Source organism: Enterobacter sp. BNK-8, assembly GCF_048685095.1.
GTDB classification, from domain to species: Bacteria; Pseudomonadota; Gammaproteobacteria; order Enterobacterales; family Enterobacteriaceae; genus Enterobacter; species Enterobacter quasiroggenkampii.
The window spans coordinates 3179028-3204938 of sequence record NZ_JBLQTN010000001.1; the positions used below are offsets into that span (position 1 = coordinate 3179028).

The following is a 25911-nucleotide window of genomic DNA, read 5'->3' on the forward strand; positions in this document are numbered from 1 at the left end:
GTCCCTCTCAGACGGACAAATTATTTATTTTCATCTGCATCATTTCGCTCAGCGCAGGTGAAGCATTGCTCTCTACGCCAGCTTGCCACGCTTTACGCGCGCCCGCTTTGTCACCTTTGCTCAGCAGTGCTTCACCGCGCAGATCGGCAACGATGGCAGCAAAGCCTTCGCCTTTGATGGTATCGAGCGTTTTCAGCGCATCGTCAGCTTTCTTCTGCTGAACCTGAATACGTGCCAGGCGCAGATTGATCACCGCTTTCAGGTTTTCATCACTGGCGGCAGCAAGGCCCTGAGACAGCTGTGCTACGGCTTTATCCAGTTCGTTCTTATCAACGTACTGCTGAGCCACTTCCAGCGCAGCCAGTGCACCGTAGGTGTTTTTGTTGTCAGCCGCAAATTTTTCTGCCGCCGTCAGCGTTTGCGGCTGATCGGCACGAATTGCGCTCACGGTATTTTCATAGGACAGGGACGCGCCGCGCGCGGAATCCGCCTGATGATTGTTCCAGTAACGCCAGCCTACCAGCGCACCGACACCTAAAATAACCCCAACAACCAGCGCTTTGCCGTTTTCAGCAAAGAAGCGTTTAATCGCGTCGACCTGATCGTGTTCGTTCTCGTAAATTTCCACGCAGTCCTTCTCCTTAGCCCAATAGAGTGCGCAAGTGCGCCGCAACGCCGTCCTGCGTTACCGTTGTCTGCTCACCAGAGCGCAGGTCTTTCACCACCACTTCGCCGTTGGCCACTTCGGACTCACCCAGCACCAGTGCGATACTTGCGCCCCACTTATCGGCACGAGCAAACTGTTTTTTGAAGTTGCCGCCGCCATGGTTGGTCATCAGCTTAACGCCCGGCAGCGCATCGCGCACGCGTTCGGCAAGCTGCATTGCCGCAGACTGCGTTTCCGCGCCTGAGGCCACCAGGTATATATCGACAACGGAATCTGCTTTAAATTCCGGATTAACTGCCTGAACCAGCAAAACAAGTCGCTCAAGACCCATCGCGAAGCCTACAGCAGGTGCTGCGCGACCGCCAAGTTGCTCAACCAGACCGTCATAACGACCGCCCGCGCACACGGTGCCCTGAGAGCCGAGGCTCGTGGTCACCCACTCAAACACGGTACGGTTGTAGTAGTCCAGACCGCGTACCAGGCGCTGGTTTACGGTGTAGGCGATGCCAGCCGCTTCAAGCAGCTTGCACAGGCCCGCGAAGTGTTCGCGAGATTCTTCATCCAGATAATCACCCAGCGCAGGCGCATCGTTCAGCAGTGCCTGAACATCTGCGTTTTTGGAATCCAGAACGCGCAGCGGGTTGCTGTACATGCGACGTTTGCAGTCTTCGTCCAGCTTCTCTTTATGCTGTTCCAGGAACGCCACCAGCGCATCGCGGTAGTTAGCGCGCGCTTCCAGAGAACCGATAGAGTTCAGCTCGAGGGAAACGTGATCGGCAATACCGAGCGCACGCCACCAGCGGGCGGTCAGCATAATCAGTTCAGCGTCGATGTCCGGGCCCTGCAGGCCAAAGACTTCCACACCCAGCTGATTGAACTGGCGATAACGCCCTTTCTGAGGACGTTCGTGGCGGAACATCGGGCCGATATACCACAGGCGCTGCTCCTGATTGTACAGAAGACCATGTTCGATGCCGGCGCGTACGCAGCCCGCCGTCCCTTCCGGACGCAGGGTCAGGCTGTCGCCGTTGCGGTCCTCAAAGGTGTACATCTCTTTTTCAACCACGTCGGTAACTTCACCAATCGCGCGTTTGAATAACGGGGTCTGCTCTACAATCGGCAAACGGATTTCGCTGTAACCGTAGCTGCCGAGCACCTGCTTCAGCGTGCCTTCAATGCGCTGCCAGATGGCGGTTTCGCCAGGCAGATAATCGTTCATGCCGCGGATGGCTTGAATGTTTTTTGCCACGTTTATTCTCTTTCTATATACAAAAAAAACCCAAAGAATGGGTTCAATCATACATGGGAAGCTCGCGGCTTCCCATCACGTTATTTTTCAACCTGCTGAACGTTAATACGCTGTGTCTCGTCCATCATGGCGGCTTTCGCACGGATGCGGGCTTCAAGCTGGTCGATCATGTCGCTATTATCCAGACGATCTTTACGAACGCCATCTTCATAGAGACCACTTTTCTTGTTACCGCCGGTCACGCCCAGGGTTGACACCAGTGCTTCACCCGGACCGTTCACCACGCAGCCGATGATAGAGACGTCCATCGGGGTGATAATGTCTTCCAGACGTTGCTCCAGGGCATTTACCGTCCCGATCACATCAAACTCCTGACGCGAACAGGTTGGGCAGGCAATGAAGTTGATCCCACGCGCGCGAATACGCAGCGACTTCAGGATATCGAAACCGACCTTGATCTCTTCGACCGGATCGGCCGCCAGCGAGACGCGCAGGGTGTCACCGATCCCTTCAGAGAGCAGCAGCCCCAGACCGATCGCGGATTTTACCGAGCCGCTGCGCAGGCCGCCCGCTTCGGTGATCCCGAGGTGCAGAGGCTGGTCGATCTGCTTTGCCAGCAGGCGGTAAGATTCTACGGCAAGGAACACATCGGAGGCTTTTACGCTGACTTTGAACTGATCGAAGTTGAGACGATCGAGATGATCGACGTGACGCATCGCGGATTCGAGCAGCGCCTGTGGCGTCGGCTCACCGTATTTTTCCTGCAGATCTTTTTCCAGCGAACCGGCGTTAACGCCGATACGGATAGGAATATTTTTATCGCGGGCGCAGTCCACAACCATGCGGATACGCTCTTCGTTACCGATGTTGCCCGGGTTAATACGCAGACAATCGACGCCGTATTCGGCCACTTTCAGTGCGATGCGGTAGTCGAAGTGAATATCCGCCACCAGCGGAACGCTGACCTGCTGTTTGATCAGTTTGAACGCCTCAGCGGCATCCATGGTCGGGACGGAGACGCGAACAATGTCCGCGCCTACACGTTCTAATGCTTTGATTTGATTGACCGTCGCTTCCACATCGGTGGTGCGCGTGTTGGTCATCGACTGAACGGCGATAGGTGCCCCATCGCCGATTGGCACATTCCCAACGTAAATCCGTTTCGATTTTCTACGTTGAATCGGAGCCTGGTTATGCATGAAAAATCTCCCGCGTTGCCCGTCTGTTACTGTGCTGCTGATTGTTCGGCATTAACGGTAAGACGTGCAACCTGGTTAGTTCTGATAAAGCGGCTCAGGTCGACAGGTTTTCCTTGATACTGGATCTGTACCGCTGCCGGAGCGCCGATTTTAAGTTTATAGGGAGCCTGGCCTGTTAGGTTTAACGTGCCATCTTTGCGCTGCAGGCCGCTGAACAGTTTTTTACCTGTCGCGTCAGTCACTTCCAGCCAGCAGTCAGCGCTGAAGTTCATTACCAGCGCGTTAGGATCGGCTGCTGTTGTCGCCGTACCCGCCGGGCTGGTTGGCAGAGACGCTGCGGTATTGTCTGCAGGCTGAGTAGCTGCAGGCGCGTTCGCCGCCGTATCAACATTTGCCTGAGAAGGGGCAACCACCGCGTTTTGATCCTGAGCCTGCGGCGCAGCGGTGTTAGCCGTCGCTGCCGGGGCCTGTGCTGCACCAGTCGCCGATGCGTCTGGCGCTGCGGTCTGTGGCTCGCTGGAGGACGCCGCACCGTCGGTATTCAGCGGCACGCTCTGGGCGTTATCATTTCCGGCCTGGTTGAGTTCTGCGGAGGATTGATCGGCCATGGTGGTGATCTCTTCCTGCTGCGCCTTGTGGTTTTGCCACCACCATGCACCGGTCAGACCGACCACCACAAACAGCACCAGCCAGGTAAAGCTCATCAGCCAGCCATCACGTTTTTTACGACGTTTCCCCAGGGAGAAGGTCTGCATCGGCGCAACTTTTGCTGCACGGACCGGCGCCTGCTTCTCCATCATTGGCAGTAATTCGTTTTCGGGGATGTGCACCAGTTTTGCGTAAGAGCGGATATAACCGCGCAAGAACGTTGAAGCCAGATCGGCAGGCGCCTTATCTTCTTCAATATCGCGAACCGTGGAAACCTTCAGGCACAAGCGTTCCGCAACGGCTTGCTGGCTGAGTCCGAGTTGTTCACGGGCGTTGCGAAGACGAACGCCAGTGGAGAGTGCTTCATGTTGGTCGTGAGTGGCTTCAGTATTCATTCGCTACAACTACTGGTACGTGAAAAATAAGGGTTCAGGCGCCGGTGAGTCACAATGCCACCCGCACCGCGAAACTTCTGGTCAGTTAACCTTGAACAGAGAGTATAAGACTGTCAGCCCGGAGATGACAGTACAGCCCTGCCCGTACGGCTAAACTGTTGTTACGTCGTTACATACTGCCCGAAAGTCGGATGAAACGCACCGTAATTATTGATCAGTCTTCACGAATCTGACTGATTATTCAGTAAGGTTATGTCTCACGGCGCAGATAATGCGCCGCGAGTGCATAATAATCAAACAGCTTTAACCGCTATAGTCTCGCCCTGCATGCGTTTACGCAGGGTACGCTTGGTACGGTCAATAACATCACCAGCCAGCTGTCCACATGCGGCATCAATATCATCACCACGCGTTTTACGCACGATGGTGGTGAAACCATACTCCATCAGTACCTTGGAGAAACGGTCGATACGGCTGTTCGAGCTACGGCCATACGGCGCGCCCGGGAACGGGTTCCATGGGATCAGGTTGATTTTACATGGCGTATCTTTCAGCAGTTCAGCCAGCTGATGCGCATGTTCGGTGCCGTCGTTGACGTGGTCCAGCATCACGTACTCGATGGTCACGCGGCCCTGGTTGGCGTTGGATTTCTCCAGGTAGCGACGTACGGCAGCGAGGAAGGTTTCGATATTGTACTTTTTGTTGATCGGCACAATTTCGTCACGAATTTCATCGTTTGGTGCATGCAGGGAGATCGCCAGCGCGACGTCAATCATGTCGCCGAGCTTGTCCAGCGCAGGCACAACGCCTGAGGTCGACAGCGTGACACGACGCTTGGACAGGCCAAAGCCAAAGTCATCCAGCATGATTTCCATCGCCGGAACGACGTTGGTCAGGTTCAGCAGCGGTTCACCCATCCCCATCATCACCACGTTGGTGATAGGGCGCGTACCGGTGACTTTTGCCGCGCCCACGATTTTCGCGGCACGCCAGACCTGGCCGATAATTTCTGAAACACGCAGGTTACGGTTAAAGCCTTGCTGCGCGGTTGAGCAGAATTTGCACTCCAGCGCACAGCCAACCTGGGAGGAGACGCACAGCGTCGCGCGGTCTTCTTCCGGGATGTAGACGGTTTCAACACGCTGATCGCCGACCGCAATCGCCCATTTGATGGTGCCATCCGCGGAGCGCTGCTCTTCCACCACTTCCGGTGCACGGATTTCAGCCACTTCTTTGAGCTTATTGCGCAGGACCTTGTTGATGTCAGTCATGTCATCAAAATTGTCGCTGCAGTAATGGTACATCCACTTCATGACCTGATCGGCACGAAACGGCTTTTCGCCCATCTCTTTGAAGAACTCGCGCATCTGCTGACGGTTCAGATCCAGCAGGTTGATTTTTCCATTTTTATTGGGAACCGCAGGAATGGCGACTTCGGAGGTATTCACTAATTCAGACATAATATTTACCGGCCTCGTTGTTACACGTTATGGCCCATGGAGGGTTGAATAGAAACGCCCCGGAAAGCGGTCTGCTCGTCCGGGGCGTTGCATTGTACAAAGTCTGGCGCAGGGATGCCACGTCTGGACGCGGCATTTACGAAAATAATGTGTAAACGAAACCGTTAAATTAACGGGTACGTGGACACACTTCGCCTTCTGCGAAGAAGAAAGCGATTTCGCGTGCAGCAGATTCAACAGAGTCAGAACCGTGGGTGCCGTTCTCGGTGAAGCTGTCAGCGTAGTCAGCGCGCAGAGTTCCTGCCAGCGCGTTGTCCGGGTTGGTTGCACCCAGCAGATCGCGGTGACGCTGTACGGCGTTTTCGCCTTCCAGTACGGATACCACGATTGGACCGGAGGTCATGAACTCCACCAGGCCGTCAAAGAATGGGCGACCTTCGTGCTCAGCGTAGAAGCCGCGCGCCTGCTCAACGGTCAGGTGCAGCATTTTGGTGCCAACAATTTTGAACCCTGCAGATTCAAAGCGAGCGAAGATGCTGCCAATAACGTTTTTTGCCACCGCGTTTGGTTTGATGATGGAAAAAGTACGTTCAATAGCCATGATAACCTCTGTCAATGTTCTGTTGTTTTGCATACCTGAGTATGGTGTGGCGCGGATTATAATGAGCAATGGCGCCATTGCCTATGGATTCAGGTAACATTTTTTTAAAATAAGACGAGTTTTAGCAACAGCTCACATCAGAAAGCTGTTTTCAGGTCACTGAAGCGTAAAATTCACCGTCGCGACCTGCCCGGTCTCATCCATAACGAGTAACTGATAATCCCCCGACTTATCAAGCTGTAATGTGTAAACGCTTCCTTTCACATTCAGCGGTTCACCGTTCAAAAACCACCAGCGCTCACCGCTGTTGCCGGTCGCCTGAAGCGGCAGCGAAACGCGGAATTCCCCCGGCAGACGTTTAATAACGGCCCCTTCACGCACGCCGGTCAGAATGAGTGGCGCAGGTGCGTCCTGCAAGAGTGGAGGACAAATTCTTGATGAAGGCGGAATCCGTACCGCACGACGCTCGGTTGCAGGCAGCCACGGCTCCAGCGGCAGCGGCCATACATCCAGGACTTTTTCAGTAGCATCCGGGCAATCTGCGGCCACGCGTTTGCCGGTTTTATCCAGCCAGACCGGGAAACGGATCCCGCGTATGCCCTCCTGTTCGGGCAGGAGCAGCGTGGGCGGTTCACTCCCTTCCAGCAGCCAGGTCGACAGGCGACGTCGACAGTTTTCGCTGCCTTCCGGTAGCGACTGGCCGCCCGGCCAGCAGATCACGCCCCGCCCGACGCTTGCCGGACGCGGATCGCGCGGCAGGCGGGCTTCGTCTACCGTTGAGCGCGACTGAAGCAGGTTATTGACCTGGTTTAATAGCGGAACCGCGCTGGCAAACCCAAACTGTCCCGCCACGGGCGTGCCGTCCGGTCGTCCGGTCCAGATGCCTATCACATAACGGGCATTCAGACCGATGGCCCAGGCATCACGGTAGCCGTAACTGGTACCGGTTTTCCACGCCAGCGGCGCAACCTGGGGTAGCGCATTATCCGGCAGCGGCTGCGCTTCATTGGCCAGAATACGGCGAATAATCCACGCCGAGCCCGGTGATAACAGCGGACGTTCAGTTAGCGGATCGCCTGGCTGCAGGCGCAGCCTACCCGCCTTACCGTGTCGGGCAAAAGCACTGTAGGCAGCGGCGATATCTGCCAGCCGCGCGCCTGCCCCGCCGAGGATCAGAGACAGATTCGGCTGCGCCCCCGCAGGCAGGATCAGCGGCAAGCCTGCGTTGCTCAGCATCCCGGCAAATCGTTTTGGTCCGTAGGCTTCCAGCACCTGAACGGCAGGCAGGTTGAGGGAGCGTACCAGCGCTTCACTCATGCTGACCGGTCCATGAAACCCGCTGTCAAAATTCCCGGGCCGATAGTCACCGGTTTTTCTGGGAACGTCCTGAAGCAGCGAGGCGGGATGGATCAGGCCATCATCCAGCGCCATGCCGTAGATAAAGGGTTTTAACACCGATCCCGGCGATCGGATCGCATTGACCATATCCACATGGCTAAAACGCGTGTCATCGTTGATATCCACCGATCCCACCCAGCCGCGCACTTTCATATCGGTATGATCGACCACGATCATCGCCAGCGAGCTGCGTGCCGGCAGGCGGGATTTCCAGTTCATCGCCAGCTCTTCCAGCTGCCGCTGCAGTCCGGCATCCAGCGTGGTGACAATTTTCGTGTCGCGACTTTTGCCGAGCATCATGCGTGCAAAGAGCGGCGCCAGCTGCGGCATCTGCCGGGGCGCCAGCCATACTGATTCTTCACGGGACTCTTTGACCTGCTTTGCGGACCAGACGCCCTGCGTCGCCATGCGGTCGAGCACTTTATTGCGCGCCGCTTCGGCCCGTTCAGGCCAGCGATCCGGGCGTAAACGACTCGGTGCCTGCGGCAGCACCGCCAGCAGCGCCGCGTCGGAATAGCTGAGCTGCGACGGCGGCTTGCCCAGATACGTCCAGCTTGCCGCTCCCACGCCCTGCAGCGTACCGCCAAACGGCGCGCGGTTGAGATAGAGCGTGAGGATTTCGCGTTTGGAAAGATGCCACTCCAGCTGCATGGCACGCCAGAGCTGGCGAATTTTACCGCCGAAGGTGCGCGGATGCGGGTCCAGCAGTCGCGCGACCTGCATGGTGAGCGTGCTTCCGCCAGAGATGACTTTCCCGGAACTGAGATCCTGCCAGGCGGCACGCAGGACAGAAAGCGGGTTTACGCCGGGATGATCCCAAAACCAGCGATCTTCGTACTGGATCAGCGCCTCAAGATAACGGGGAGAGACCTCTTCGATCGTAACCGGATAGCGCCAGATCCCGTCGCTATCGGCAAAACGCCAGAGCGGCGTGCCCTTCTCATCCACCACCACCCGGGCAGGGTTAACCTCTTTCAGCGGCAACGGCCACAGGCGGTCGGCGGCGACAATCAGCCCCCATAAAACGAGAAGCGCTCCCGCCAGCCACAGCCAGCGGGAGCGTGTCAAACGTGCCATTCGCATATTACGGAACAACAATCAGCGGGCCACTGGCCGCACCCGTTGCCCGCCACTGCGGCACATACATAGACTCGACCATCGGAACCGGCACCTGGTAGGTTCCCGGCGTCACGGCGCGCGCCAGATAAACCAGCGTAACCGGCTGACCTTCATTTACCGGCACGGCCGCCACAAAGCGGTCGTCGCGGAATTCCATATGCTGAATGTCCGCCTGCTGCATTTGGCTGAGCAGGTTCTGCACTTCGCTACCGCTGTCCTGCAGGCTGGCGCTGCTGCTTGCCAGATTCTGGTTTTCCAGCTCCAGACCCGCAGGGAGGAGATCCACCACCAGCGCGTCCGGCACGTTCTGGCTGGCTTTGACTTCCAGCCATACCAGCACCAGCTCGCCGCTCTTCAGCGAAGAGAGCGATTTCGTGCTACCGTCCGTTGCCAGAATATGGCGTTCAACCTGCAGCACGTTCGAGCTCGGCTGAGGAGCATAGTCAGGATAACCGGTGCTATCAAGGCGTACCCACAGCGGTGAAGTGCCGGTATTGGTCACCTGCAGCGCGCCAAGCTGGTCGCCGCTCACGTTTTGTACCTGCGCTTTATCGCCACCTGATGCGGAATCTGACAGGGAGGTTTTCGCCTGCCACGCACCGGACAGAGTTTGCAGCGAACGACCGGCCAGGAACAGCGCATTGCTCTCCTGAGTGGACAACCAGCGCTGGCTGAAGGCCTGCTCAGACAGGGCATTCAGCAGCGTATTTTGCGCATCCGGCAGCAGCTTGTACTCCTCCAGAAGAGAGAGCATCAGCGCGTTATCGCGAAGCTGGCTGCCGTAATCGGCCATCCAGTTTTTGCTGTCGTTGCGCGGCGTTTTGAGCGCCAGATCCAGCGCCTGCTGGCTGCGCGGGGCATCGCCCATCAGCTTGAGCGCCATGCCCAGCTGCATCAGCGGCAGGCCGGACGCCGCCTGAGCGTGACGATCCCAGATTTCACGCAGCGCGCCCAACGGCGCTTTTTGCTGACGTGCCAGCACCAGCGCGGCATAGGCCTGCACGGCGAACTTGCTGGCCTGCGTATCGTCGCTGTAGCGAATAGACATCATGCCCGGGTCCTGCAGGTAGCGCAGCAACCGGCTATTGGCATTATTCACCGCATCGGCGGGCACGCTGTAGCCCTGCTCGCCCGCACGGACCAGGAAGTCGGTCACGTAGGCCGTCAGCCAGTACTCTTCCGGACCGTTTTTATCCCACAGCGCGAACCCGCCGTCTTCACGCTGCATCTGCAGCAGACGGGAAATACCGATATCAATGGCGGCACGGCGTTTATCGTCCGTATCACCTTTGATGCCAAGCGCCGTAAGCTGCGCCGCGTTGGTGTAGAGCGACGGGAACAGACCGCTGGTGGTCTGCTCCAGACAGCCATACGGATAGGCCTGCAGTTCGCGAATATAGCGCGCCAGGTTGAGCGGTGGTTTGCCGCTCAGCAGCAGTTGCCCCTGCAGGGTGGCAGGAGAGAAACCGTTGTTGTGCTGCGCCGGTGCAGTCCAGGATTCGCCAGGGTTCAGCATGGCACCGGTATTGACCGTCTGCGCCGGGAACGCCGGACGCACACCGATTTTCCAGCTCTTCTGCTGCGGGACGAAGGTCTCGCCCGGAAGCTGCAGGCCGGTCACCTGCGCGGTCACTTCACCGTCACCATAACCGTCCAGCGCGCGTACCGGAATAAACAGCGTACTGCGCGCCCCCGGTGGCAGCTGAACCGGCTGAGGCTGCGCGCCTTCCAGCGCCAGTTTGCCTGTCGCGTTCAGGGCGATATTCAGCGTTTGCGGCTGGTCGGTCAGGTTAGTGATATCCAGCGTCAGCCGCGAGGTATCTCCGCTTGCCAGGAAGCGCGGGGTATTCAGCTCGGTAATGACCGGTGCGGCCACGATAATCTTGCTTTCGCTGCTGCCAAAATCCTCTTCCGTCCAGGCCTGCGCCATCAGACGCAGCTCACCGTTGAAGTCTCCAATCGGCAATGTAATTGTGCCTTCCCCGTTGGCATCCAGCGTGACCGGCTGTGCCTGCTGGGCAATGATGGTGACGTGGTTCACCGGCGGTTTGCCGCCGCGCTTCAGTTCATCCCCATCGCCACCAAAGCGCAGCGCGGCCAGACGGCCCTGCCCTTCAATGACCTGGCCGTATATATCGTAGATATCCGCGCCGTAACGCTTCTGACCAAAGAAAGCCTGCCACGGATCCGGCGTGACGTAATCGGTAATATTCAGCACGCCGCTGTCCACCGCCGATACCAGGACGTTCACCTTCTGCGGCACGGCCCCCTCTTTCACGCTGGCTTTCACCTTCACCGAGAGCGTCTGGTTTGGACGCATTTTCTGCGGGTTATCGAGCGCAATATTCAGGCGGCGATTTTCGTCACCCATCGGCAGATGCAGCAGGCCGACCGCACGTTTCGGCGTGGCGGATTTGGATTTATCTCCGGGACGTACCACCAGCGTACTCAGGTAGAGGTCGTGACGCTTCCAGGCCTTGTCGACCGGGATAGCGAGATCCAGTCCGTTTGCCGGTACGTCGATCTCTTTCCACCACAGCGGCCCTTCACTGGACTCGATCATCGCATAGCCCTTGCCTGCGGCTGGCGCGGCAATGTGCAGGTTGATGGTGTCGCCTGGCTGATAGGCTGGCTTATCCAGTTTCAAGGTTACGCGGTCAGGGCGTGCAGCGCCGGTGCCGTCGCTGTTATCCTGCCAGCTGTACCCCGCCCAGAAGCGCACGCTGCTGACCATCTCATCAGGCGCTTTCACCTCCAGACGATAAGAGCCCCATTCCACCGGGAAGGTGACTTTACCCGTTTCATCGGCCTTAAGTGTCAGCTCCTGCTCGCCTTCGACCAGGTCTTTCTGATCGAACTGAGACTGCCAGCCTTCGCTCTCAGACCAGTTCCAGAAGTAGTCCCGACGCTCGCGAATCAGACGAACCTGTAACCCGGAAACGGCCTTTTTCGCGCCGCTGGCATCGGCATACACGATATCGAAGCTGGCATTGCCGTTCTCATCAACAATCGGTTGGTTGACGGTCGTATCGGTGCGGTAGTCGTAAACAGCTTTACTGGCGAACTGAGGACGGATACCCGGCAATTCCGCTGCGGGCCAGATGGCCTGCTCAGCACGACGCGTCACCGGGCGACCGCCCGACTCCAGCAGGCTGGCCTGCAGGATCAGCTGCAGCGGAGAGTGCACCTCTTTCCACTGGCTTTCGGTAGAAACCTGCCCACGTCCCTGCTCGTCCAGCGTAAGCTGCACTTCATCCAGGCTGCGGCTCAGGTTCTCTTCGGCGATATCACCAAACTGGAAGCCCGGCAGCGCGGCCACCGCGTCACGCAGCGGACGCAGGAAGAGCTGGCCCTGCAGAGAGTTACCGTTGGCCGGAGCGCCATACAGGTAATAGCCGACCACGTTAAAGTCGACGTTATCCTGCGGTGAAACCGGCGTTTTTTGTCCGCTCAGGTTGAGCGCCATACGCTCTGGCATGAAGTCTTCAACGTGGAAGTCCCACAGACGCTGCAGGTTATCGCCCGTGTTGGCGCGGATATGCCACATGCCGGTCTGCGCCCCGCTGTCCAGCGGATAGTTGAAGCGATAGAGTCCGTTCTCCGGCTTGACGACGATCGTACGCGCGACCTGTCCATCCGGTCGCAGCACGTCGAGCTTCACGGGCTGATCGGGAAGTGGCTTACCGTCACTGTCGCGCAGCAGGCCGTTGAGGATCACCGTTTCGCCCGGGCGGTAGAGATCGCGTGGGCCAAACATAAAGAACTGCTTGCTGTAGCCCGGACTCCCGGCGATATCAAACTCCGCCAGATCAAGAGCCGGTAGCTTGAGGTCAAGCAGCGTGGTCTGGCCGTCTTTACTGGCCAGGATCAGCGCGGCCTCTTTGTCGGTCTCAAGCTTTGCGTGGCCATCACCGTCGCTTTTCGCTTCGGCAAGCGTCTGCCCTTTATCGTTCAACAGGGTGACGGTGACGCCGGACTGCGCCGCACCGTTCTCCAGACTCTGGGTGAAGATGTCCAGGCGATTATGATAACGGTGAGCGGACAGGCCAATATCGCTTAAGGTAAAGAGCGTCGCGGCGTTGCTGTAGTTGTAGTGCCCGGCCTGGTTCATGACCGCGATATAAACGCCAGACTGCTGGAGCGGTTTAATATCCTTCAGGGGCAACAGTAATTTTTCGCGCGTGTTGCGCGCAGGATTAAGATCGAATCGACCGGTATAAACCAGCTCCGCCATCTTCAGCAGGTTGTCGGATTCCCAGTTGGTCAGCGAGTTACGGTACTCCCACTGGCTGACAAGGGAAGCCAGCGATTCCGGCTTCACGCGATAGAAGTTGACGTCAACATTGTTGACGTTGAGCGCCATTACCGGCAACCCTTCCACCACCTTACCCGGCAGCAGCGAGCCGCGGCTGGCAAAACCAACGGTGGGTTCAACGTCCCGGGTGGTCAGGGCTTTCTCATAATCAATGCCGAACGTCGCCTTGTTCAGCGCCTGCAGGCCCCGTTCAACGGTGACGACCAGGTTGCGGTTGGGCTCCAGATGGCGCAGGCGAAGCTCTTTCAGGTTAGGCGCAAGTTCCCACGCCCCGTCAACTTTGCCGCTTTTTTTGTCCACGACATGCACGGTTTTCGCGAAATCCTGATCGGGATTCAGCGGAACCGAGAATGTCAGCACCAGCGTGGCGGCACCGTCGAGCTGAACTTCAGAGGCATCCAGCAGGGTCAGCGCTTTTCCCTGACTCTGGGCGGCGAGCTTAGCCAGCGTTTCAGCATTTGGCTTTTCCGCGGCTTTTGGTGTGGATGCGGTGGATGCCGCGGGAGCCGCAGCCTGAGATTTATCGTCGCTGTTATCACAGCCGACAAGCGTAAACGTGGTAAGCAGCGCAAGGGAGAGCGCGGCTAAGCGAAACGGTTTCATCCTTTGTCCCTGGCCCTGAGGGGGCCTGTTGGTCGTCGTCCGGATAAGTATTATCCGCAAGTTTCATTAATTCAAAAAGTCCAATTTTAGAATCTGGAAAGCGCCTCGCAGAATGGCAACACGCCGCTACGCCGTGATGGAACCGCGATCACAGCCCCAAACGTCACATGTTACCTTTCACGTCATTTGTTTTTAAAACAAGAGGATAGCTGGATAAGCGTCCCTGAAGGCTGCTAGTTTTATAACCATGACGCACCCCGAGTGCGCGGTTCAATAAGAGAGAAAGCCATGAAACGAGCCGTGAATGCCCTACAAAATTTCGGAAAATCATTGTACGGACCGGTGCTTATCTTACCGATCGTCGGTCTGTTTATCGCCTTTGGTAACGTGCTGGGTAACGGTAATCTCGCTGAATACCTGCCCTTTCTTGGCCATCCGCTGATTCAGCATCTTGGTCAGCTTATCGCGAAATCGGCCGTGTCGGTGCTGGTGAACCTGGCGCTGGTGTTTGCCGTTGGTATTCCGATTGGTCTGGCGACGCGTGATAAAGGCTATGCCGCGTTGATTGGCCTGGTCACCTTTGTCGTATTCATCAACGCCATGAACGTCACGCTGCAGCTGCAGGGCGCGCTGGCGCCTGCAGCCGAAATGAAGGCGGCCGGGCAGACCATGGTGCTGGGCGTCCAGGTGCTGGAGATGGGCGTTTTCGCCGGGATCCTGACCGGGGCGCTGTCGGGATACCTGTACAATAAATATTCCGGCGTACAGTTTAACGGTGCGATGGCGATTTACTCCGGCCACTGTTTTGTCGCCATTGTAATGCTTCCGGTCTCCATGGTGCTCGGCGTGGTGATGAGCGAACTGTGGCCGTTTGCCCAGCACGGCATTAGCGCCCTGGCGCTGGCCATCAAAGGCTCCGGACCGTTTGGCGTGGCCATCTACGGCTTCCTGGAACGCATTCTGGTCCCCACTGGCCTGCACCATCTGGTCTATACCCCGTTCCTCTATACCGAACTCGGGGGCACGCAGGAGGTCTGCGGCACGGTGTATCAGGGCGCGCGCAATATCTACTTCGCTGAGATGGCCTGCCCGGACGTGAAGCAGCTCAGCAGCACCGTGGTGTGGGACGCCCGCGGCATCAGCAAGATGTTTGGCCTGCCCGCCGCGGCGCTGGCGATGTATATGACCGCCAGGCCAGAGCGTAAAGCGGCGGCGAAAGCGATTCTGATCCCGGCGGCGCTGACCTCGCTGCTGGTCGGCGTCACCGAGCCGATTGAGTTCTCCTTCCTGTTCGTCGCCCCGCTGCTGTTCGTGGTGCACGCGGTGCTGACCGGCATCGGCATGATGCTGTTCTCCCTGCTGGGCGTTCACGCCATCGGCGCCAACGGGATTATCGACTTCATCCTCTACAACCTGCCGCTCGGCACGGCCAAGTCCAACTGGCCGATGTACATCCTGGTCGGGCTGATCATGTTCGCCCTCTACTTCGTGGTGTTCCGCTTCCTGATCCTGCGCTTCAACATGAAAACGCCGGGCCGTGAAGATGAGGACCAGGAGACGCGCCTCTACAGCAAGCAGGAGTACCAGGCGAAGGGCAATAACGACGGGCTGGGCGAGTCCATCGTGGTGGGGCTGGGCGGCCGGGAAAATATTGAAGTGGTGGACAACTGCTACACCCGCTTACGCGTCACGGTAAAGGACGTCGCCATTATCGACGAGCCGCGTCTGAAGGCGACCGGCGCGAAAGGGATTATCAAACAAGGTAACAACGTTCAGGTGGTCTATGGGCTGCATGTCAAAAAAATGCGAGAAGCCGTTGAGACGTTTCTCTGAAAGGAGCTAAAGATGTTTACACCCCCATTCATTCTGTCGATTGCCGGCGGCGGCAGCACCTACACGCCGGGCATTGTGAAAAGCCTGATGGTGCGCCTGCAGGATTTCCCGCTGGCCGAAATTCGCCTGTACGATATCGACGAGGCGCGTCAGAACACCATTGCGCCGGTCGTCGAGAAGGTCATTCGCGACCACAGTCAGCACATCAAATTTACCGTCACCAGCGACCCGGAAGTGGCCTTCAGCGGCGCGCATTTTGTCTTCGCCCAGATGCGCGTCGGCCAGTACAAAATGCGCGAGCAGGATGAGAAGATCCCGCTGCGTCATGGCGTGGTGGGCCAGGAAACCTGCGGCCCCGGCGGGCTGGCCTACGGCCTGCGCACGATCCTGCCGATGGTGGAGCTTATCGATCTGGTCGATCGCTACGCGCATGAAAAAGCCTGGATCGTGAACTACTCCAACCCGGCGGCGATCGTCGCGGAGGGCGTGCGCCGTCTGCGGCCAAATGCGCGGGTGCTGAACATCTGCGATATGCCGGTGGCCGCCATGCGCAATATGGGGGCGATTCTGGGTGTCGATCGCCGCAAGCTGGAAGTGGACTACTTCGGCCTGAACCACTTCGGCTGGTTTACCCGCGTGCTGGTGGACGGCGAAGACAAGCTCCCGGCGCTGCGTAAGCATATCGCGAAGTTTGGCCTGCTGACGGAAGATGCGGCTAAAACCGATCCGCAGCATTCCGACCCCTCCTGGGTGAAAACCTGGCGCAACATCAAGCCGATCATGGACAATTTCCCCGAGTATCTGCCGAACCCGTATCTGCAGTATTACCTGATGCCGAACCAGATTGTGGCGCACCAGAACCCGGACTATACCCGCGCCAACGAAGTGATGGACGGGCGCGAGAAAAAGCTGTTCGCCGCCGCCGAAGAATATCAACGCACCGGAATTTTACCGGATGCCTTCCACGTGGGCGTCCACGGCGAGTTTATCGTCGATGTGGCCTGCTCGCTGGCCTTTAACCTGCGAAGCCGCCATCTGGTGATGGTGGAAAACCGCGGGGCGATTACCAATTTGCCGTACGATGCGGTGGTGGAAGTTCCCGCTTATATCACCTCCGAGGGCCCAGAACCGATCCGTATTGGTCAGGTGCCGCTGTTCCATCAGACGCTTTTGCAACAGCAGCTCGCATCTGAACAGCTGCTGGTGGAGGCGACTATCGAAGGCAGCTATGAGAAAGCCTTGCAGGCGTTTACCCTCAACCGCACCGTGCCGACCATGGAACATGCAAAAGCCATTCTGGATGAGATGATTGAGGCCAACCGCGACTACTGGCCAGCGCTGCAAAAAGCCTGGCAGGACGGCGAACCGGTGAAAAAATAGGGGTTTGCTCGCGAGTTGAACGTGGTTTGCTTGTCGGTGTCAGAAAAAACACCGACAATCCTTTTTTACGGAAAAGAATGGAGGCAACCCATGTCCACCTCATATTTTGTCGCTGCCGACTGGCTGATTGAGCACGGCGACGATCCGGAAGTTCAGATTATCGACGCGCGTATGGCCCCTCCGGGACAAGAGCATCGTGACGTGCCCGGTGAATACCGTGCCGGGCATCTGCCGGGGGCGGTATTTTTTGATATTGAAGCCCTCTCCGATCACACCTCTCCCCTGCCGCACATGCTGCCGCGCCCGGAAGCGTTTTCCGTGGCGATGCGCGAGCTGGGCATCAGCAAAGACAAGCACCTCGTTGTCTATGATGAAGGTAACCTCTTCTCCGCGCCGCGCGCGTGGTGGATGCTGAAAAACTTCGGCGTGGAAAAAGTCTCGATTCTTGCCGGTGGGCTGGCGGGCTGGAAGCGCGACGAGCTGCCGCTTCAGCAGGGTGATGTCACGCTGCCGGAAGGTGAATTCGACGCGACCTTTGACACCCACGTGGTAAAACGCCTGACCGACGTGCTGGTCGTGAGCCATGAAAAAACGGCGCAAATCGTCGATGCCCGCCCTGCTCCTCGCTTCAATGCCGAAGCGGATGAACCGCGTCCGGGGCTGAAGCGCGGACATATTCCGGGCGCGCTGAACGTGCCGTGGGGCGATCTGGTTTTTGAGGGCGAGCTGAAAACTACTGACGAACTGCGCGCCATTTTTGACCGGGCAGGGGTTGATTTGCATCGTCCAGTGATTGCCAGCTGCGGTTCCGGCGTAACGGCCTGCGTGGTCATTCTGGCACTCGCCACGCTCGGCATAAGCGACGTCACGCTCTACGACGGCGCCTGGAGCGAATGGGGTGCGCGAGACGATCTGCCTGTCGAACCCGCAAAATAATGGATAACCGCCTGGCCACGCTGTTAACGCGCGGAGCGTCATTGACCCGCGCGGAGTATCGCGTCCTCGCCCACCTCACGGAGCATCCGCTGCTGGTGGGCAATATTACGGTTCGCGAGCTGGCGCAGGCGACGTTCGTTTCTACCGCCACCATTATGCGGCTGTGCCAGAAGCTGGGGTTCAGCGGCTTTAGCGAGTTTATCTGGCACTGCAAGCAGCTGCTCACCGACACGCCGCACATTGCCGTTCAGGGGCAATCGCCCCCTGAGCTCCCGGCGCTGTTTAATCAGTTTATCGCCAACTATCAGCACACCTTTCAGTGGGTCACCCAGGACAAACGCCAACAGTTTGCTAACCTGCTGCGCCAGAAAGAGAGTTTCTTTCTCTACGGGGCCGGGTTCTCTTATCTGTTTGCGGAGTACCTGACCAAGAAGCTGCAGGTGCTGGGCAAAACGGCGTTTATCTCCGGACCGGGCGACAGCCGGAACATTTTTCTCAGCAATGCCGCTCGCTATCAGGTGTTTATTGCCGTCTCGCGCAGCGGCGAAACGGAGCAGGTGCTGGATAAAGCGCGGATAGCCAAAAACGTCGGCATGACCATCGTCGCGTTTACCCGCGCCTCGGCCAACACGCTGGCGGAGATGGCCGACGTTCACTTTGCGCTCTATGACGAAGCGGTACACTTCGCTGCCGAAGCCGCAGGGGTGACGTCGTTTGAGTCGAATCTGGTGCTGCTGATGGATTTACTGCTGCTGGAAGCAACGGGGTGACATTCACCCCGCAGAAATCAGATGATGCGGTTGGTTTTGAGATCGCGCAGGAACCCGCCCCAGCGACGCTCATAGAACGGCGTGATGTGCTCGGTAATAAAGTGGCTGATGCCCTTCTCACCGTTTTTCACCTGACAGATATCAATTGGTTCATCGCCCGGTAGCGTGTCGGTCGCCACGCTGCCCGCCGCCTGAACGATCTCGTCGAAATCGCCATCGGCTTCAATACCGATCAACAGCACCGGCTTTTCGTCCGCACGCTCTTTGATGGAGCAGAGAAACGCGCGCCTGACGGGCTTGAGGGTTTTGAACAGCGTCGTCAGGGAATCAATCATCTGCGCGGGTGGCTCGGCCACTTCAGACAGCAGCAGCGTTTCGCCCCCTTCCAGCACTTCCTGCGTGCTGAGCGGGTTGCCCTCTTCGCCAATCAGGTGGCTGATTTCACGCGGCGTAAACTCTTTCCCGGTCGGCAGCTTCGCGTTGAGGAACAGCGTCTGGCCGAGCGTCATTTCAAACAAGGTACGCACCGGCATCACCACGAACGCCTGTTCGTCTTCAACCGCTTCCTGCAGCGCTTCCAGCGAGGTGAAGAACGGGATCACCGACGTGCCGTCGTCTTTCTCCCAGTGCAGCAGATCCAGCGCGCTGTCTTCTACGACCTGCTCACCTTCCGCGGCGGTGCCCGGCACCCAGACGGTGGACTCCAGCAGCGTGCGGAAAAATGCCGGACGGTGAGCGGGCTCGGTCGCCGCCTGCTCCAGCAGGGTTTCTAATTCGTTTTTGGTATCTGACATAGTTTGGCTACTTCAAAAAATGCCGGGTGGCGCTTCGCTTACCCGGCCTACAAAACCGTAGGCCCGTGCAAGCGCAGCGCCGCCGGGCAATATGATGAATCCGAAGGCGCGCGTAAGCGTAGCGCCACCCGGCAAAAAAGATTACTCAGCCGTCAGCAGGTTCGCCACGGTACGCACGCCCAGACCGGTCGCACCCGCGGACCACTGCTCAACCGCCGCTTTGCGGTACGTTGCAGAGCAGTCAATGTGCAGCCAGCCCTCGTGGTAGTTCTCAACAAAGTGAGACAGGAACCCTGCTGCGGTGCTTGCCCCCGCCGGATACGCCGCGCTGGCGGTGTTGTTCAGCTCGGCAAAGTTGGACGGCAGCTGGCTACGGTGGAACTCGGCCAGCGGCAGACGCCAGAACGGTTCGTTTTCCGCCGCGGCGCTGGCCAGCAGGCGTGCGGCCAGCTTGTCGTCAAAGCTGAACAGCGCGTGGTAGTCGTTACCCAGCGCGGTTTTCGCCGCACCGGTCAGAGTCGCCATGTCGATGATCAGCTCAGGCTTCTGGGCAGACGCGTCGATCAGGCCATCGGCCAGCACCAGACGGCCTTCGGCGTCAGTGTTCATCACCTCAACGTTTTTGCCGTTGCGGTAGCGAATGATGTCGCCCAGCTTGAAGGCGTTACCGCTGACCATGTTGTCCGCGCAGCACAGGTACAGCTTCACGCGCTTTTTCAGACCGCGGGTGATGGCAAACGCCAGCGCACCGGTGATGGTGGCCGCGCCGCCCATGTCGGACTTCATGGAGTCCATGAACGCGCTCTGCTTCAGGCTGTAGCCGCCGGTGTCGAAGGTGATGCCTTTACCTACCAGGCAGGCAAAGACAGGGGCGTCTTTATCGCCGGTTGGGTTGTAGTCCAGCGCCAGCAGCACCGGTGGACGCTCAGAACCACGGCCCACGGTGTGGATCCCCATGTAGTTCTGCTCGCGCAGGTCTTCGCCCTTGGTGATGCGGTAGGACATCTTGTCGCCCGCCACGCCGCACAGCAGGTCAACGGCGCGCTGCGCCAGCTGCTCAGGGCCTAACTCTTCCGCCGGAGCGTTAATGGTGTCGCGTACCCAGTCGATGATTTGCAGACGGCTTTCCAGCTCTTTCTGACCGGCTTCGTCGAGGTTCGACCACTCAATTTTGCGGGTGCCTTTCGGCCCTTTGTAACCCGCCCAGAACGCCCAGCTGCGGTCGGTGTCCCAGCCTTCGCCTTCCAGCGAGACATGCTTAATGCCCAGACCGTCAATTTTACGCGCGGCGCGCTGGATCAGGCCCAAATCATCGTTGCCCGTCAGGTGCAGGGTAATACCGTCGTTGTTGATGCTGTAGCTGGCTTTCTCGCCCCAGCGCGCGTCGGCGGGCTGCGTAGAGAGCGTAATCTTCATCGCTTCGGTCATTTTATTTTTCCTTATTAGCAACTAGCAAACGGGCCGCCTGAAGGCAGCCCGTTTTGTTATTTATTCTGCTTCATCTAACCAGACTAACAGAATCGCCTCCAGAATTTTTTCATTGGATGCGTTTGGATCGTCGTCGAAATCTTCCAGATCGCAGATCCACTGATGCATATCGGTGAATCGTACGGTCTTCGGATCGAGATCCGGGTTCGCGTCGTAGAGCGCTTCGCCGATTTCACGGCTGTCTGTCCACTTCAGTCCCATATTAATGCTCGCGTGCGTGGTTGATGGTGTAGCGTGGGAACTCCACGACCAGATCTTCATCGGTCACCGCAGCCTGGCAGCTTAAGCGGCTGTCTGGCTCCAGACCCCATGCTTTATCCAGCATGTCGTCTTCGTCTTCGGTGCTCTCGGCGAGAGAGTCAAAACCTTCACGCACGATGCAGTGGCAGGTGGTGCAGGCACAGGATTTTTCACAGGCGTGTTCCACTTCGATACCTGCACGCAGGGCCACATCGAGAATGGTTTCACCGGTCTTCGCTTCCAGAACAGCGCCATCCGGACAGAGGTCCGCATGAGGCAAAATTACAATCTTTGGCATATTAAACCTCGTCCACGGACTGGCCTTTCAGCGCGACGCGGACAGATTTGTCCATGCGGCGAGCAGCAAAGTCCTGGGTTTGTTTATCAACGTTTTTAATGGCTTCTTCTATTGCGTCAGCGTCATTACCTTCGGCCACGGCGCTTAAGCGCGCGGCAGCGTCGTCAATCACCTGGCGCTCAGCGGCGCTTAACAGCGCGGCGTCGGCAGCGAGCGCGCCGTTCAGACTCTCCAGCACGCGTGCGGCTTCCACTTTTTGTTCCGCCAGCATACGCGCCTTCACATCCTGCTCGGCGTAGCTCATTGAGTCCTGAATCATGGAGGCGATTTCGCCATCGGTCAGGCCGTAGGACGGCTTCACCTGGATGGACGATTCCACGCCGGTGGATTTTTCCATCGCCGTGACGCTCAGCAGGCCGTCGGCATCCACCTGGAAGGTGACGCGAATATGCGCCCCGCCCGCAGGCAGCGCCGGGATACCGCGCAGCGCAAAGCGCGCCAGAGAACGGCAGTCCTGCACCAGCTCGCGTTCGCCCTGCATTACGTGGATGGACATCGCGGTCTGGCCGTCTTTAAAGGTGGTGAACTCCTGCGCGCGCGCCACCGGAATGGTAGTGTTACGCGGGATCACTTTCTCCACCAGGCCGCCCATGGTTTCTAAGCCCAGCGACAGCGGGATGACGTCCAGCAGCAGCATTTCGCTGTCCGGCTTGTTGCCGACCAGAATATCGGCCTGGATTGCGGCGCCCACGGCAACCACTTTGTCCGGGTCGATAGAGGTCAGCGGCGTGCGGCCAAAGAATTCGCCCACGCGCTCGCGCACCAGCGGCACGCGGGTCGAACCGCCCACCATGACTACTTCCAGCACCTCGTTCGCCTCAACGCCCGCATCTTTCAATGCGCGACGGCAAGCCAGCAGGGTGCGTTTAACCAGCGGGGCAATCAGATCGCTGAACTGATCGCGGGTGATATCACCCTGCCAGCCCGCAACATTGACGGTAACCGTCTGCGCATCGCTCAGGGCGATTTTGGCGTCGATGGCCGCATCCAGCAGTTCACGCTGTACGCGCGCATCGCTGCGATCGCTGATGCCCGCCTGCTCGCGGATGTAGTCCGCCAGCAGATGGTCGAAGTCATCACCTCCCAGCGCGGAATCCCCGCCGGTCGCCAGCACTTCAAACACCCCGCGGCTCAGGCGCAGGATAGAGATATCAAACGTCCCGCCGCCGAGATCGTAAACCGCGATCACCCCTTCCTGACCGGAATCGAGGCCGTAGGCAATCGCCGCCGCCGTCGGTTCGTTCAGCAGACGCAGCACATGCAGGCCCGCCAGACGCGCGGCGTCTTTGGTGCCCTGACGCTGTGCATCGTCAAAGTAGGCAGGAACGGTGATCACCACGCCGTCCAGATCGCCACCGAGCGTTGCCGTAGCACGCTCAGCCAGCGCTTTGAGGATGTCAGCAGAAACACGAATCGGGTTCAGCAGACCGGCCGCGGTCGCAATCATCGGCAGGCCGTTTTCACTTGCCTGCAGCTGATACGGCAGATGCGGGTAGCGGGTCTGAATATCGGCCAGCGAGCGGCCGATCATGCGCTTGACGGAGCTGATGGTATTCGCCGGATCGCGCGCGGCGTTAGCGCGGGCGTCATAGCCTACCGCGTGACCCTGATGCTGGTAGTGGACCACGGAAGGCAGCAGATGGCGCCCCTGCTCGTCAGCCAACGTTTCCGCCTGGCCGCTGCGCACGGTCGCCACGAGGGAATTGGTGGTGCCCAGATCAATACCCACCGCCAGACGACGCTGGTGCGGTGCGGCACTTAAGCCAGGCTCACTAATTTGTAATAAGGCCATAATTGCTTCCGAAATTAAAAATCGAGCAGCTTTTCTTCGAGTTGTTCAGCACTGCTTCGCAGTTTATCGAGAAAACGGAGTTTGCGCACAGTATCTGCCGCCACGTCCCAGGTCTCGTTGTTCAGTTGCTCCACCATCTGCTGATGGCGGGTATCGAACATGCCCTTTACGCGCGTAATAAAGCTTTCCAGACGCGCTTCGTCTTTGGCCTGTTCAATCTCATCGAGCTCTTCGCGAAGCTCCAGCTGCTCCATCAGAAACGCCGTGTCACGCACGGTGTGCTGTTCGCTCGCCAGATCAAAACCGTGGAGCGAGAGCAGATATTCAGCGCGCGCCAGCGGATGGCGCAGCGTCTGCCAGGCCTGGTTGATGGTGGCAGAGTGAGAAACCGCAGCCAGCTGCTCTGCCTGAGTACCGCTCGCGAATTTGTCCGGATGGTACTGACGCTGCAGATCCTGAAAACGGATCGTCAACGCCTGGAGATCAATCGGGTATTGAGCGGGTAGTCCGAAGAGAGTGAAGTAATCCATAACAATCTCAGGGGTAGCCTGTTAAAACAAACCCCACGCGTAGCGGGTAACGCCACGGTGGGGTTTCGGATGACGCGCGGTTAAACGTGGAAGCTTTCGCCGCAACCACACTCGTCTTTGACGTTCGGGTTCGTGAATTTGAACCCTTCGTTCAGGCCTTCTTTAACGAAGTCCAGCTGAGTGCCGTTGAGGAATTGCAGGCTTTTGCCATCGACCACCACCTTCACGCCCTTGTCTTCAAACACGGTGTCGTCAGACGCCGGTTCGTCAACAAACTCCAGTACGTAAGCCATACCAGAACAGCCGGAGGTACGTACGCCCAGTCGCAGGCCAAAGCCTTTACCACGGTTCGCCAGAAAAGAGCTTACTCGCGCGGCAGCGCTGTCGCTAAGGGTAATCGACATACTCAAACCTCAATTATTTTGCTTCACGTTTGCTTTTGTAATCCGCAATGGCGGCTTTGATCGCGTCTTCTGCCAGAATTGAGCAGTGAATTTTCACCGGTGGCAGTTCGAGTTCTTCAGCAATATCCGTGTTCTTGATTGCCTGTGCTTCGTCCAGAGACTTGCCCTTCACCCATTCGGTGACCAGGGAGCTGGACGCGATAGCAGAACCGCAGCCGTAGGTCTTGAAGCGCGCGTCTTCAATGATACCTTCATTGTTGACTTTAATCTGCAACTTCATCACGTCGCCACACGCTGGCGCACCGACCATGCCGCTACCAACAGATTCATCGCTGTTGTCAAAAGAGCCAACGTTGCGTGGGTTTTCGTAATGATCGATGACTTTTTCGCTGTATGCCATGATTGAATTCTCCTTATGTACCGATTAGTGATGTGACCATTCAATGCTGTTCAGATCCACGCCCTGCTTGAACATTTCCCACAGTGGAGAAAGGTCGCGCAGACGGCCAATGGAGTTGCGAACCAGCTTGATGGTGTAGTCAATCTCTTCTTCGGTAGTGAAACGACCTAAAGAGAAACGGATAGAGCTGTGTGCCAGCTCGTCAGTCATACCCAGCGCGCGCAGCACGTAGGATGGCTCAAGGCTTGCAGACGTACAGGCAGAACCGGAAGAAACCGCCAGGTCTTTCAGCGCCATGATCAACGACTCGCCTTCAACATAGTTGAAGCTGACGTTGAGGATGTTTGGAGCACCCTGCTCGAGATCGCCGTTCAGATACACTTCTTCCATATCTTTCACGCCGTCCCACAGACGGTTACGCAGCGTGCGCAGGCGTGCCATCTCGGTTTCCATCTCTTCTTTTGCAATGCGGTAGGCTTCGCCCATGCCCACGATCTGGTGAACAGGCAGCGTACCGGAACGCATGCCGCGCTCGTGACCGCCACCGTGCATCTGCGCTTCGATGCGGATACGTGGTTTACGACGAACGTACAGCGCGCCAATCCCTTTCGGGCCATAGATTTTGTGGCCGGAGAAGGACATCAGGTCCACTTTCAGTTGGCTCAGGTCGATAGGCAGTTTGCCCACGCTCTGGGTCGCGTCCACGTGGTAGATGATACCGCGCGCGCGGCACATTTCGCCGATGGTCGCGATGTCTTGTACCACGCCGATTTCGTTGTTGACGTGCATGATGGAGACCAGAATGGTGTCATCACGCATGGCCGCTTCGAGCTCTTTCAGATCGATAATGCCGTTGCTCTGTGGCGCCAGGTAGGTGACTTCATACCCTTCACGCTCCAGCTGACGGCAGGTGTCCAGCACGGCTTTGTGTTCGGTTTTGCTGGTGATGATGTGCTTGCCTTTTTTCTGATAAAAGTTGGCTGCACCTTTGATCGCCAGGTTGTCGGATTCAGTCGCACCGGAGGTGAAAACAATCTCACGCGGGTCGGCACCCACCAGGTCAGCAATCTGATTACGGGCGATATCGACCGCCTCTTCAGCATGCCAGCCAAAACGGTGTGAACGGGAAGCTGGGTTACCAAAGTTTCCGTCCAGGGTCAGACACTGCATCATTTTCTCGGCAACACGCGGGTCCACCGGCGTGGTTGCGGAGTAGTCGAGATAAATCGGTAATTTCATTGCTCTATAAACTCCGTACATCGCTTCAATGCAAGGAATCAGGCAACCGGCTGGATGTACGACCGAGTACACGGGGCGAGTCTTCGCCCCGGC

Annotated in this window: 21 protein-coding genes; 4 read left to right on the forward strand and 17 right to left on the reverse strand. The window is 58.0% G+C overall.

Annotated elements, in window-relative coordinates:
• Positions 1-7 precede the first annotated feature (7 nt).
• The 8 genes from ACMGGU_RS15330 to ACMGGU_RS15365 form a co-directional block, all read right to left on the reverse strand.
• The gene (locus ACMGGU_RS15330) at positions 8-628 is read right to left on the reverse strand and encodes a YfgM family protein (protein WP_008502136.1); all 621 of its coding nucleotides are present in this window, start codon (positions 626-628) and stop codon (positions 8-10) included.
• Positions 629-641: 13 nt separating this feature from the next.
• The gene (hisS, locus tag ACMGGU_RS15335) at positions 642-1916 is read right to left on the reverse strand and encodes a histidine--tRNA ligase (protein WP_032622984.1); all 1275 of its coding nucleotides are present in this window, start codon (positions 1914-1916) and stop codon (positions 642-644) included.
• A gap of 80 nt (positions 1917-1996) precedes the next feature.
• Entirely contained in the window at positions 1997-3115 is a 1119-nt protein-coding gene (gene ispG, locus ACMGGU_RS15340; RefSeq protein WP_008502138.1) for a flavodoxin-dependent (E)-4-hydroxy-3-methylbut-2-enyl-diphosphate synthase, read from the reverse strand.
• 26 nt (positions 3116-3141) lie between these two features.
• Positions 3142-4158 (reverse strand): cytoskeleton protein RodZ, encoded by a 1017-nt coding sequence (gene rodZ / locus ACMGGU_RS15345; protein WP_048029590.1) that lies wholly within the window; start codon positions 4156-4158, stop codon positions 3142-3144.
• A 293-nt stretch (positions 4159-4451) separates the two neighbouring features.
• Positions 4452-5618, reverse strand: coding sequence for a bifunctional tRNA (adenosine(37)-C2)-methyltransferase TrmG/ribosomal RNA large subunit methyltransferase RlmN (locus tag ACMGGU_RS15350; protein ID WP_014171168.1), 1167 nt, complete (start codon positions 5616-5618; stop codon positions 4452-4454).
• Between the two features lie 169 nt (positions 5619-5787).
• Positions 5788-6219: a nucleoside-diphosphate kinase gene (gene ndk, locus ACMGGU_RS15355; protein WP_003860625.1), complete on the reverse strand. Its 432-nt coding sequence runs from the start codon at positions 6217-6219 to the stop codon at positions 5788-5790.
• 156 nt (positions 6220-6375) lie between these two features.
• On the reverse strand, positions 6376-8700 hold the full coding sequence (pbpC, locus tag ACMGGU_RS15360) for a peptidoglycan glycosyltransferase PbpC (protein WP_420300705.1): 2325 nt from the start codon (positions 8698-8700) through the stop codon (positions 6376-6378).
• Position 8701: 1 nt separating this feature from the next.
• Positions 8702-13654 (reverse strand): alpha-2-macroglobulin family protein, encoded by a 4953-nt coding sequence (locus ACMGGU_RS15365; protein WP_420300706.1) that lies wholly within the window; start codon positions 13652-13654, stop codon positions 8702-8704.
• A gap of 288 nt (positions 13655-13942) precedes the next feature.
• Between ACMGGU_RS15365 and ACMGGU_RS15370 the strand changes: the two genes are divergently transcribed.
• The 4 genes from ACMGGU_RS15370 to ACMGGU_RS15385 all read left to right on the forward strand — a co-directional run bounded on the left by ACMGGU_RS15370 (position 13943) and on the right by ACMGGU_RS15385 (position 18573).
• Positions 13943-15487, forward strand: a complete 1545-nt coding sequence (locus tag ACMGGU_RS15370) for a PTS transporter subunit EIIC (RefSeq protein WP_045908554.1) — start codon at positions 13943-13945, stop codon at positions 15485-15487.
• Between the two features lie 12 nt (positions 15488-15499).
• On the forward strand, positions 15500-16867 hold the full coding sequence (locus ACMGGU_RS15375) for a 6-phospho-alpha-glucosidase (RefSeq protein ID WP_045908553.1): 1368 nt from the start codon (positions 15500-15502) through the stop codon (positions 16865-16867).
• Between the two features lie 90 nt (positions 16868-16957).
• Positions 16958-17803, forward strand: coding sequence for a 3-mercaptopyruvate sulfurtransferase (sseA, locus tag ACMGGU_RS15380; RefSeq protein WP_262781307.1), 846 nt, complete (start codon positions 16958-16960; stop codon positions 17801-17803).
• On the forward strand, positions 17803-18573 hold the full coding sequence (locus ACMGGU_RS15385) for a MurR/RpiR family transcriptional regulator (protein WP_048029586.1): 771 nt from the start codon (positions 17803-17805) through the stop codon (positions 18571-18573). Before sseA ends, ACMGGU_RS15385 begins: the two co-directional genes overlap by 1 nt.
• 17 nt (positions 18574-18590) lie before the next feature.
• Here ACMGGU_RS15385 and sseB read toward each other — a convergent pair whose 3' ends face one another.
• The 9 genes from sseB to iscS all read right to left on the reverse strand — a co-directional run bounded on the left by sseB (position 18591) and on the right by iscS (position 25818).
• A complete protein-coding gene (sseB, locus tag ACMGGU_RS15390) occupies positions 18591-19367 on the reverse strand; it encodes an enhanced serine sensitivity protein SseB (RefSeq protein ID WP_032648693.1) in 777 nt (258 codons plus the stop codon).
• A 141-nt stretch (positions 19368-19508) separates the two neighbouring features.
• On the reverse strand, positions 19509-20795 hold the full coding sequence (gene pepB / locus ACMGGU_RS15395; protein WP_420300707.1) for an aminopeptidase PepB: 1287 nt from the start codon (positions 20793-20795) through the stop codon (positions 19509-19511).
• 60 nt (positions 20796-20855) lie between these two features.
• The gene (gene iscX / locus ACMGGU_RS15400) at positions 20856-21056 is read right to left on the reverse strand and encodes a Fe-S cluster assembly protein IscX (RefSeq protein WP_003860650.1); all 201 of its coding nucleotides are present in this window, start codon (positions 21054-21056) and stop codon (positions 20856-20858) included.
• Between the two features lies 1 nt (position 21057).
• Positions 21058-21393 (reverse strand): ISC system 2Fe-2S type ferredoxin, encoded by a 336-nt coding sequence (gene fdx, locus ACMGGU_RS15405; RefSeq protein WP_003860652.1) that lies wholly within the window; start codon positions 21391-21393, stop codon positions 21058-21060.
• A gap of 1 nt (position 21394) precedes the next feature.
• On the reverse strand, positions 21395-23245 hold the full coding sequence (hscA, locus tag ACMGGU_RS15410; protein ID WP_420293223.1) for a Fe-S protein assembly chaperone HscA: 1851 nt from the start codon (positions 23243-23245) through the stop codon (positions 21395-21397).
• Between the two features lie 14 nt (positions 23246-23259).
• The gene (gene hscB, locus ACMGGU_RS15415; RefSeq protein ID WP_024908642.1) at positions 23260-23775 is read right to left on the reverse strand and encodes a co-chaperone HscB; all 516 of its coding nucleotides are present in this window, start codon (positions 23773-23775) and stop codon (positions 23260-23262) included.
• Between the two features lie 80 nt (positions 23776-23855).
• Positions 23856-24179 carry an iron-sulfur cluster assembly protein IscA gene (iscA, locus tag ACMGGU_RS15420; RefSeq protein ID WP_003860659.1) on the reverse strand — a complete coding sequence of 108 codons (324 nt, stop codon included), beginning with the start codon at positions 24177-24179 and terminating at the stop codon, positions 23856-23858.
• 13 nt (positions 24180-24192) lie between these two features.
• Positions 24193-24579: a Fe-S cluster assembly scaffold IscU gene (gene iscU, locus ACMGGU_RS15425; RefSeq protein ID WP_003860661.1), complete on the reverse strand. Its 387-nt coding sequence runs from the start codon at positions 24577-24579 to the stop codon at positions 24193-24195.
• 24 nt (positions 24580-24603) lie between these two features.
• Positions 24604-25818: a cysteine desulfurase gene (gene iscS, locus ACMGGU_RS15430; RefSeq protein ID WP_008502157.1), complete on the reverse strand. Its 1215-nt coding sequence runs from the start codon at positions 25816-25818 to the stop codon at positions 24604-24606.
• Between the last annotated feature and the right edge of the window lie 93 nt (positions 25819-25911).

Excerpts from the sequence above, each read along its gene's own strand:
- ndk (WP_003860625.1), bottom strand. The coding sequence starts at position 6,219 with ATGGCTATTGAACGTACTTTTTCCATCATCAAACCAAACGCGGTGGCA.
- iscU (WP_003860661.1), bottom strand. The coding sequence starts at position 24,579 with ATGGCATACAGCGAAAAAGTCATCGATCATTACGAAAACCCACGCAAC.
- hscA (WP_420293223.1), bottom strand. The coding sequence starts at position 23,245 with ATGGCCTTATTACAAATTAGTGAGCCTGGCTTAAGTGCCGCACCGCAC.
- ACMGGU_RS15375 (WP_045908553.1), top strand. The coding sequence starts at position 15,500 with ATGTTTACACCCCCATTCATTCTGTCGATTGCCGGCGGCGGCAGCACC.
- ACMGGU_RS15350 (WP_014171168.1), bottom strand. The coding sequence starts at position 5,618 with ATGTCTGAATTAGTGAATACCTCCGAAGTCGCCATTCCTGCGGTTCCC.
- fdx (WP_003860652.1), bottom strand. The coding sequence starts at position 21,393 with ATGCCAAAGATTGTAATTTTGCCTCATGCGGACCTCTGTCCGGATGGC.
- ispG (WP_008502138.1), bottom strand. The coding sequence starts at position 3,115 with ATGCATAACCAGGCTCCGATTCAACGTAGAAAATCGAAACGGATTTAC.
- iscS (WP_008502157.1), bottom strand. The coding sequence starts at position 25,818 with ATGAAATTACCGATTTATCTCGACTACTCCGCAACCACGCCGGTGGAC.
- ACMGGU_RS15365 (WP_420300706.1), bottom strand. The coding sequence starts at position 13,654 with ATGAAACCGTTTCGCTTAGCCGCGCTCTCCCTTGCGCTGCTTACCACG.
- ACMGGU_RS15370 (WP_045908554.1), top strand. The coding sequence starts at position 13,943 with ATGAAACGAGCCGTGAATGCCCTACAAAATTTCGGAAAATCATTGTAC.
- iscX (WP_003860650.1), bottom strand. The coding sequence starts at position 21,056 with ATGGGACTGAAGTGGACAGACAGCCGTGAAATCGGCGAAGCGCTCTAC.
- hscB (WP_024908642.1), bottom strand. The coding sequence starts at position 23,775 with ATGGATTACTTCACTCTCTTCGGACTACCCGCTCAATACCCGATTGAT.
- iscA (WP_003860659.1), bottom strand. The coding sequence starts at position 24,179 with ATGTCGATTACCCTTAGCGACAGCGCTGCCGCGCGAGTAAGCTCTTTT.
- pepB (WP_420300707.1), bottom strand. The coding sequence starts at position 20,795 with ATGACCGAAGCGATGAAGATTACGCTCTCTACGCAGCCCGCCGACGCG.
- sseA (WP_262781307.1), top strand. The coding sequence starts at position 16,958 with ATGTCCACCTCATATTTTGTCGCTGCCGACTGGCTGATTGAGCACGGC.
- rodZ (WP_048029590.1), bottom strand. The coding sequence starts at position 4,158 with ATGAATACTGAAGCCACTCACGACCAACATGAAGCACTCTCCACTGGC.
- pbpC (WP_420300705.1), bottom strand. The coding sequence starts at position 8,700 with ATGCGAATGGCACGTTTGACACGCTCCCGCTGGCTGTGGCTGGCGGGA.
- sseB (WP_032648693.1), bottom strand. The coding sequence starts at position 19,367 with ATGTCAGATACCAAAAACGAATTAGAAACCCTGCTGGAGCAGGCGGCG.
- ACMGGU_RS15385 (WP_048029586.1), top strand. The coding sequence starts at position 17,803 with ATGGATAACCGCCTGGCCACGCTGTTAACGCGCGGAGCGTCATTGACC.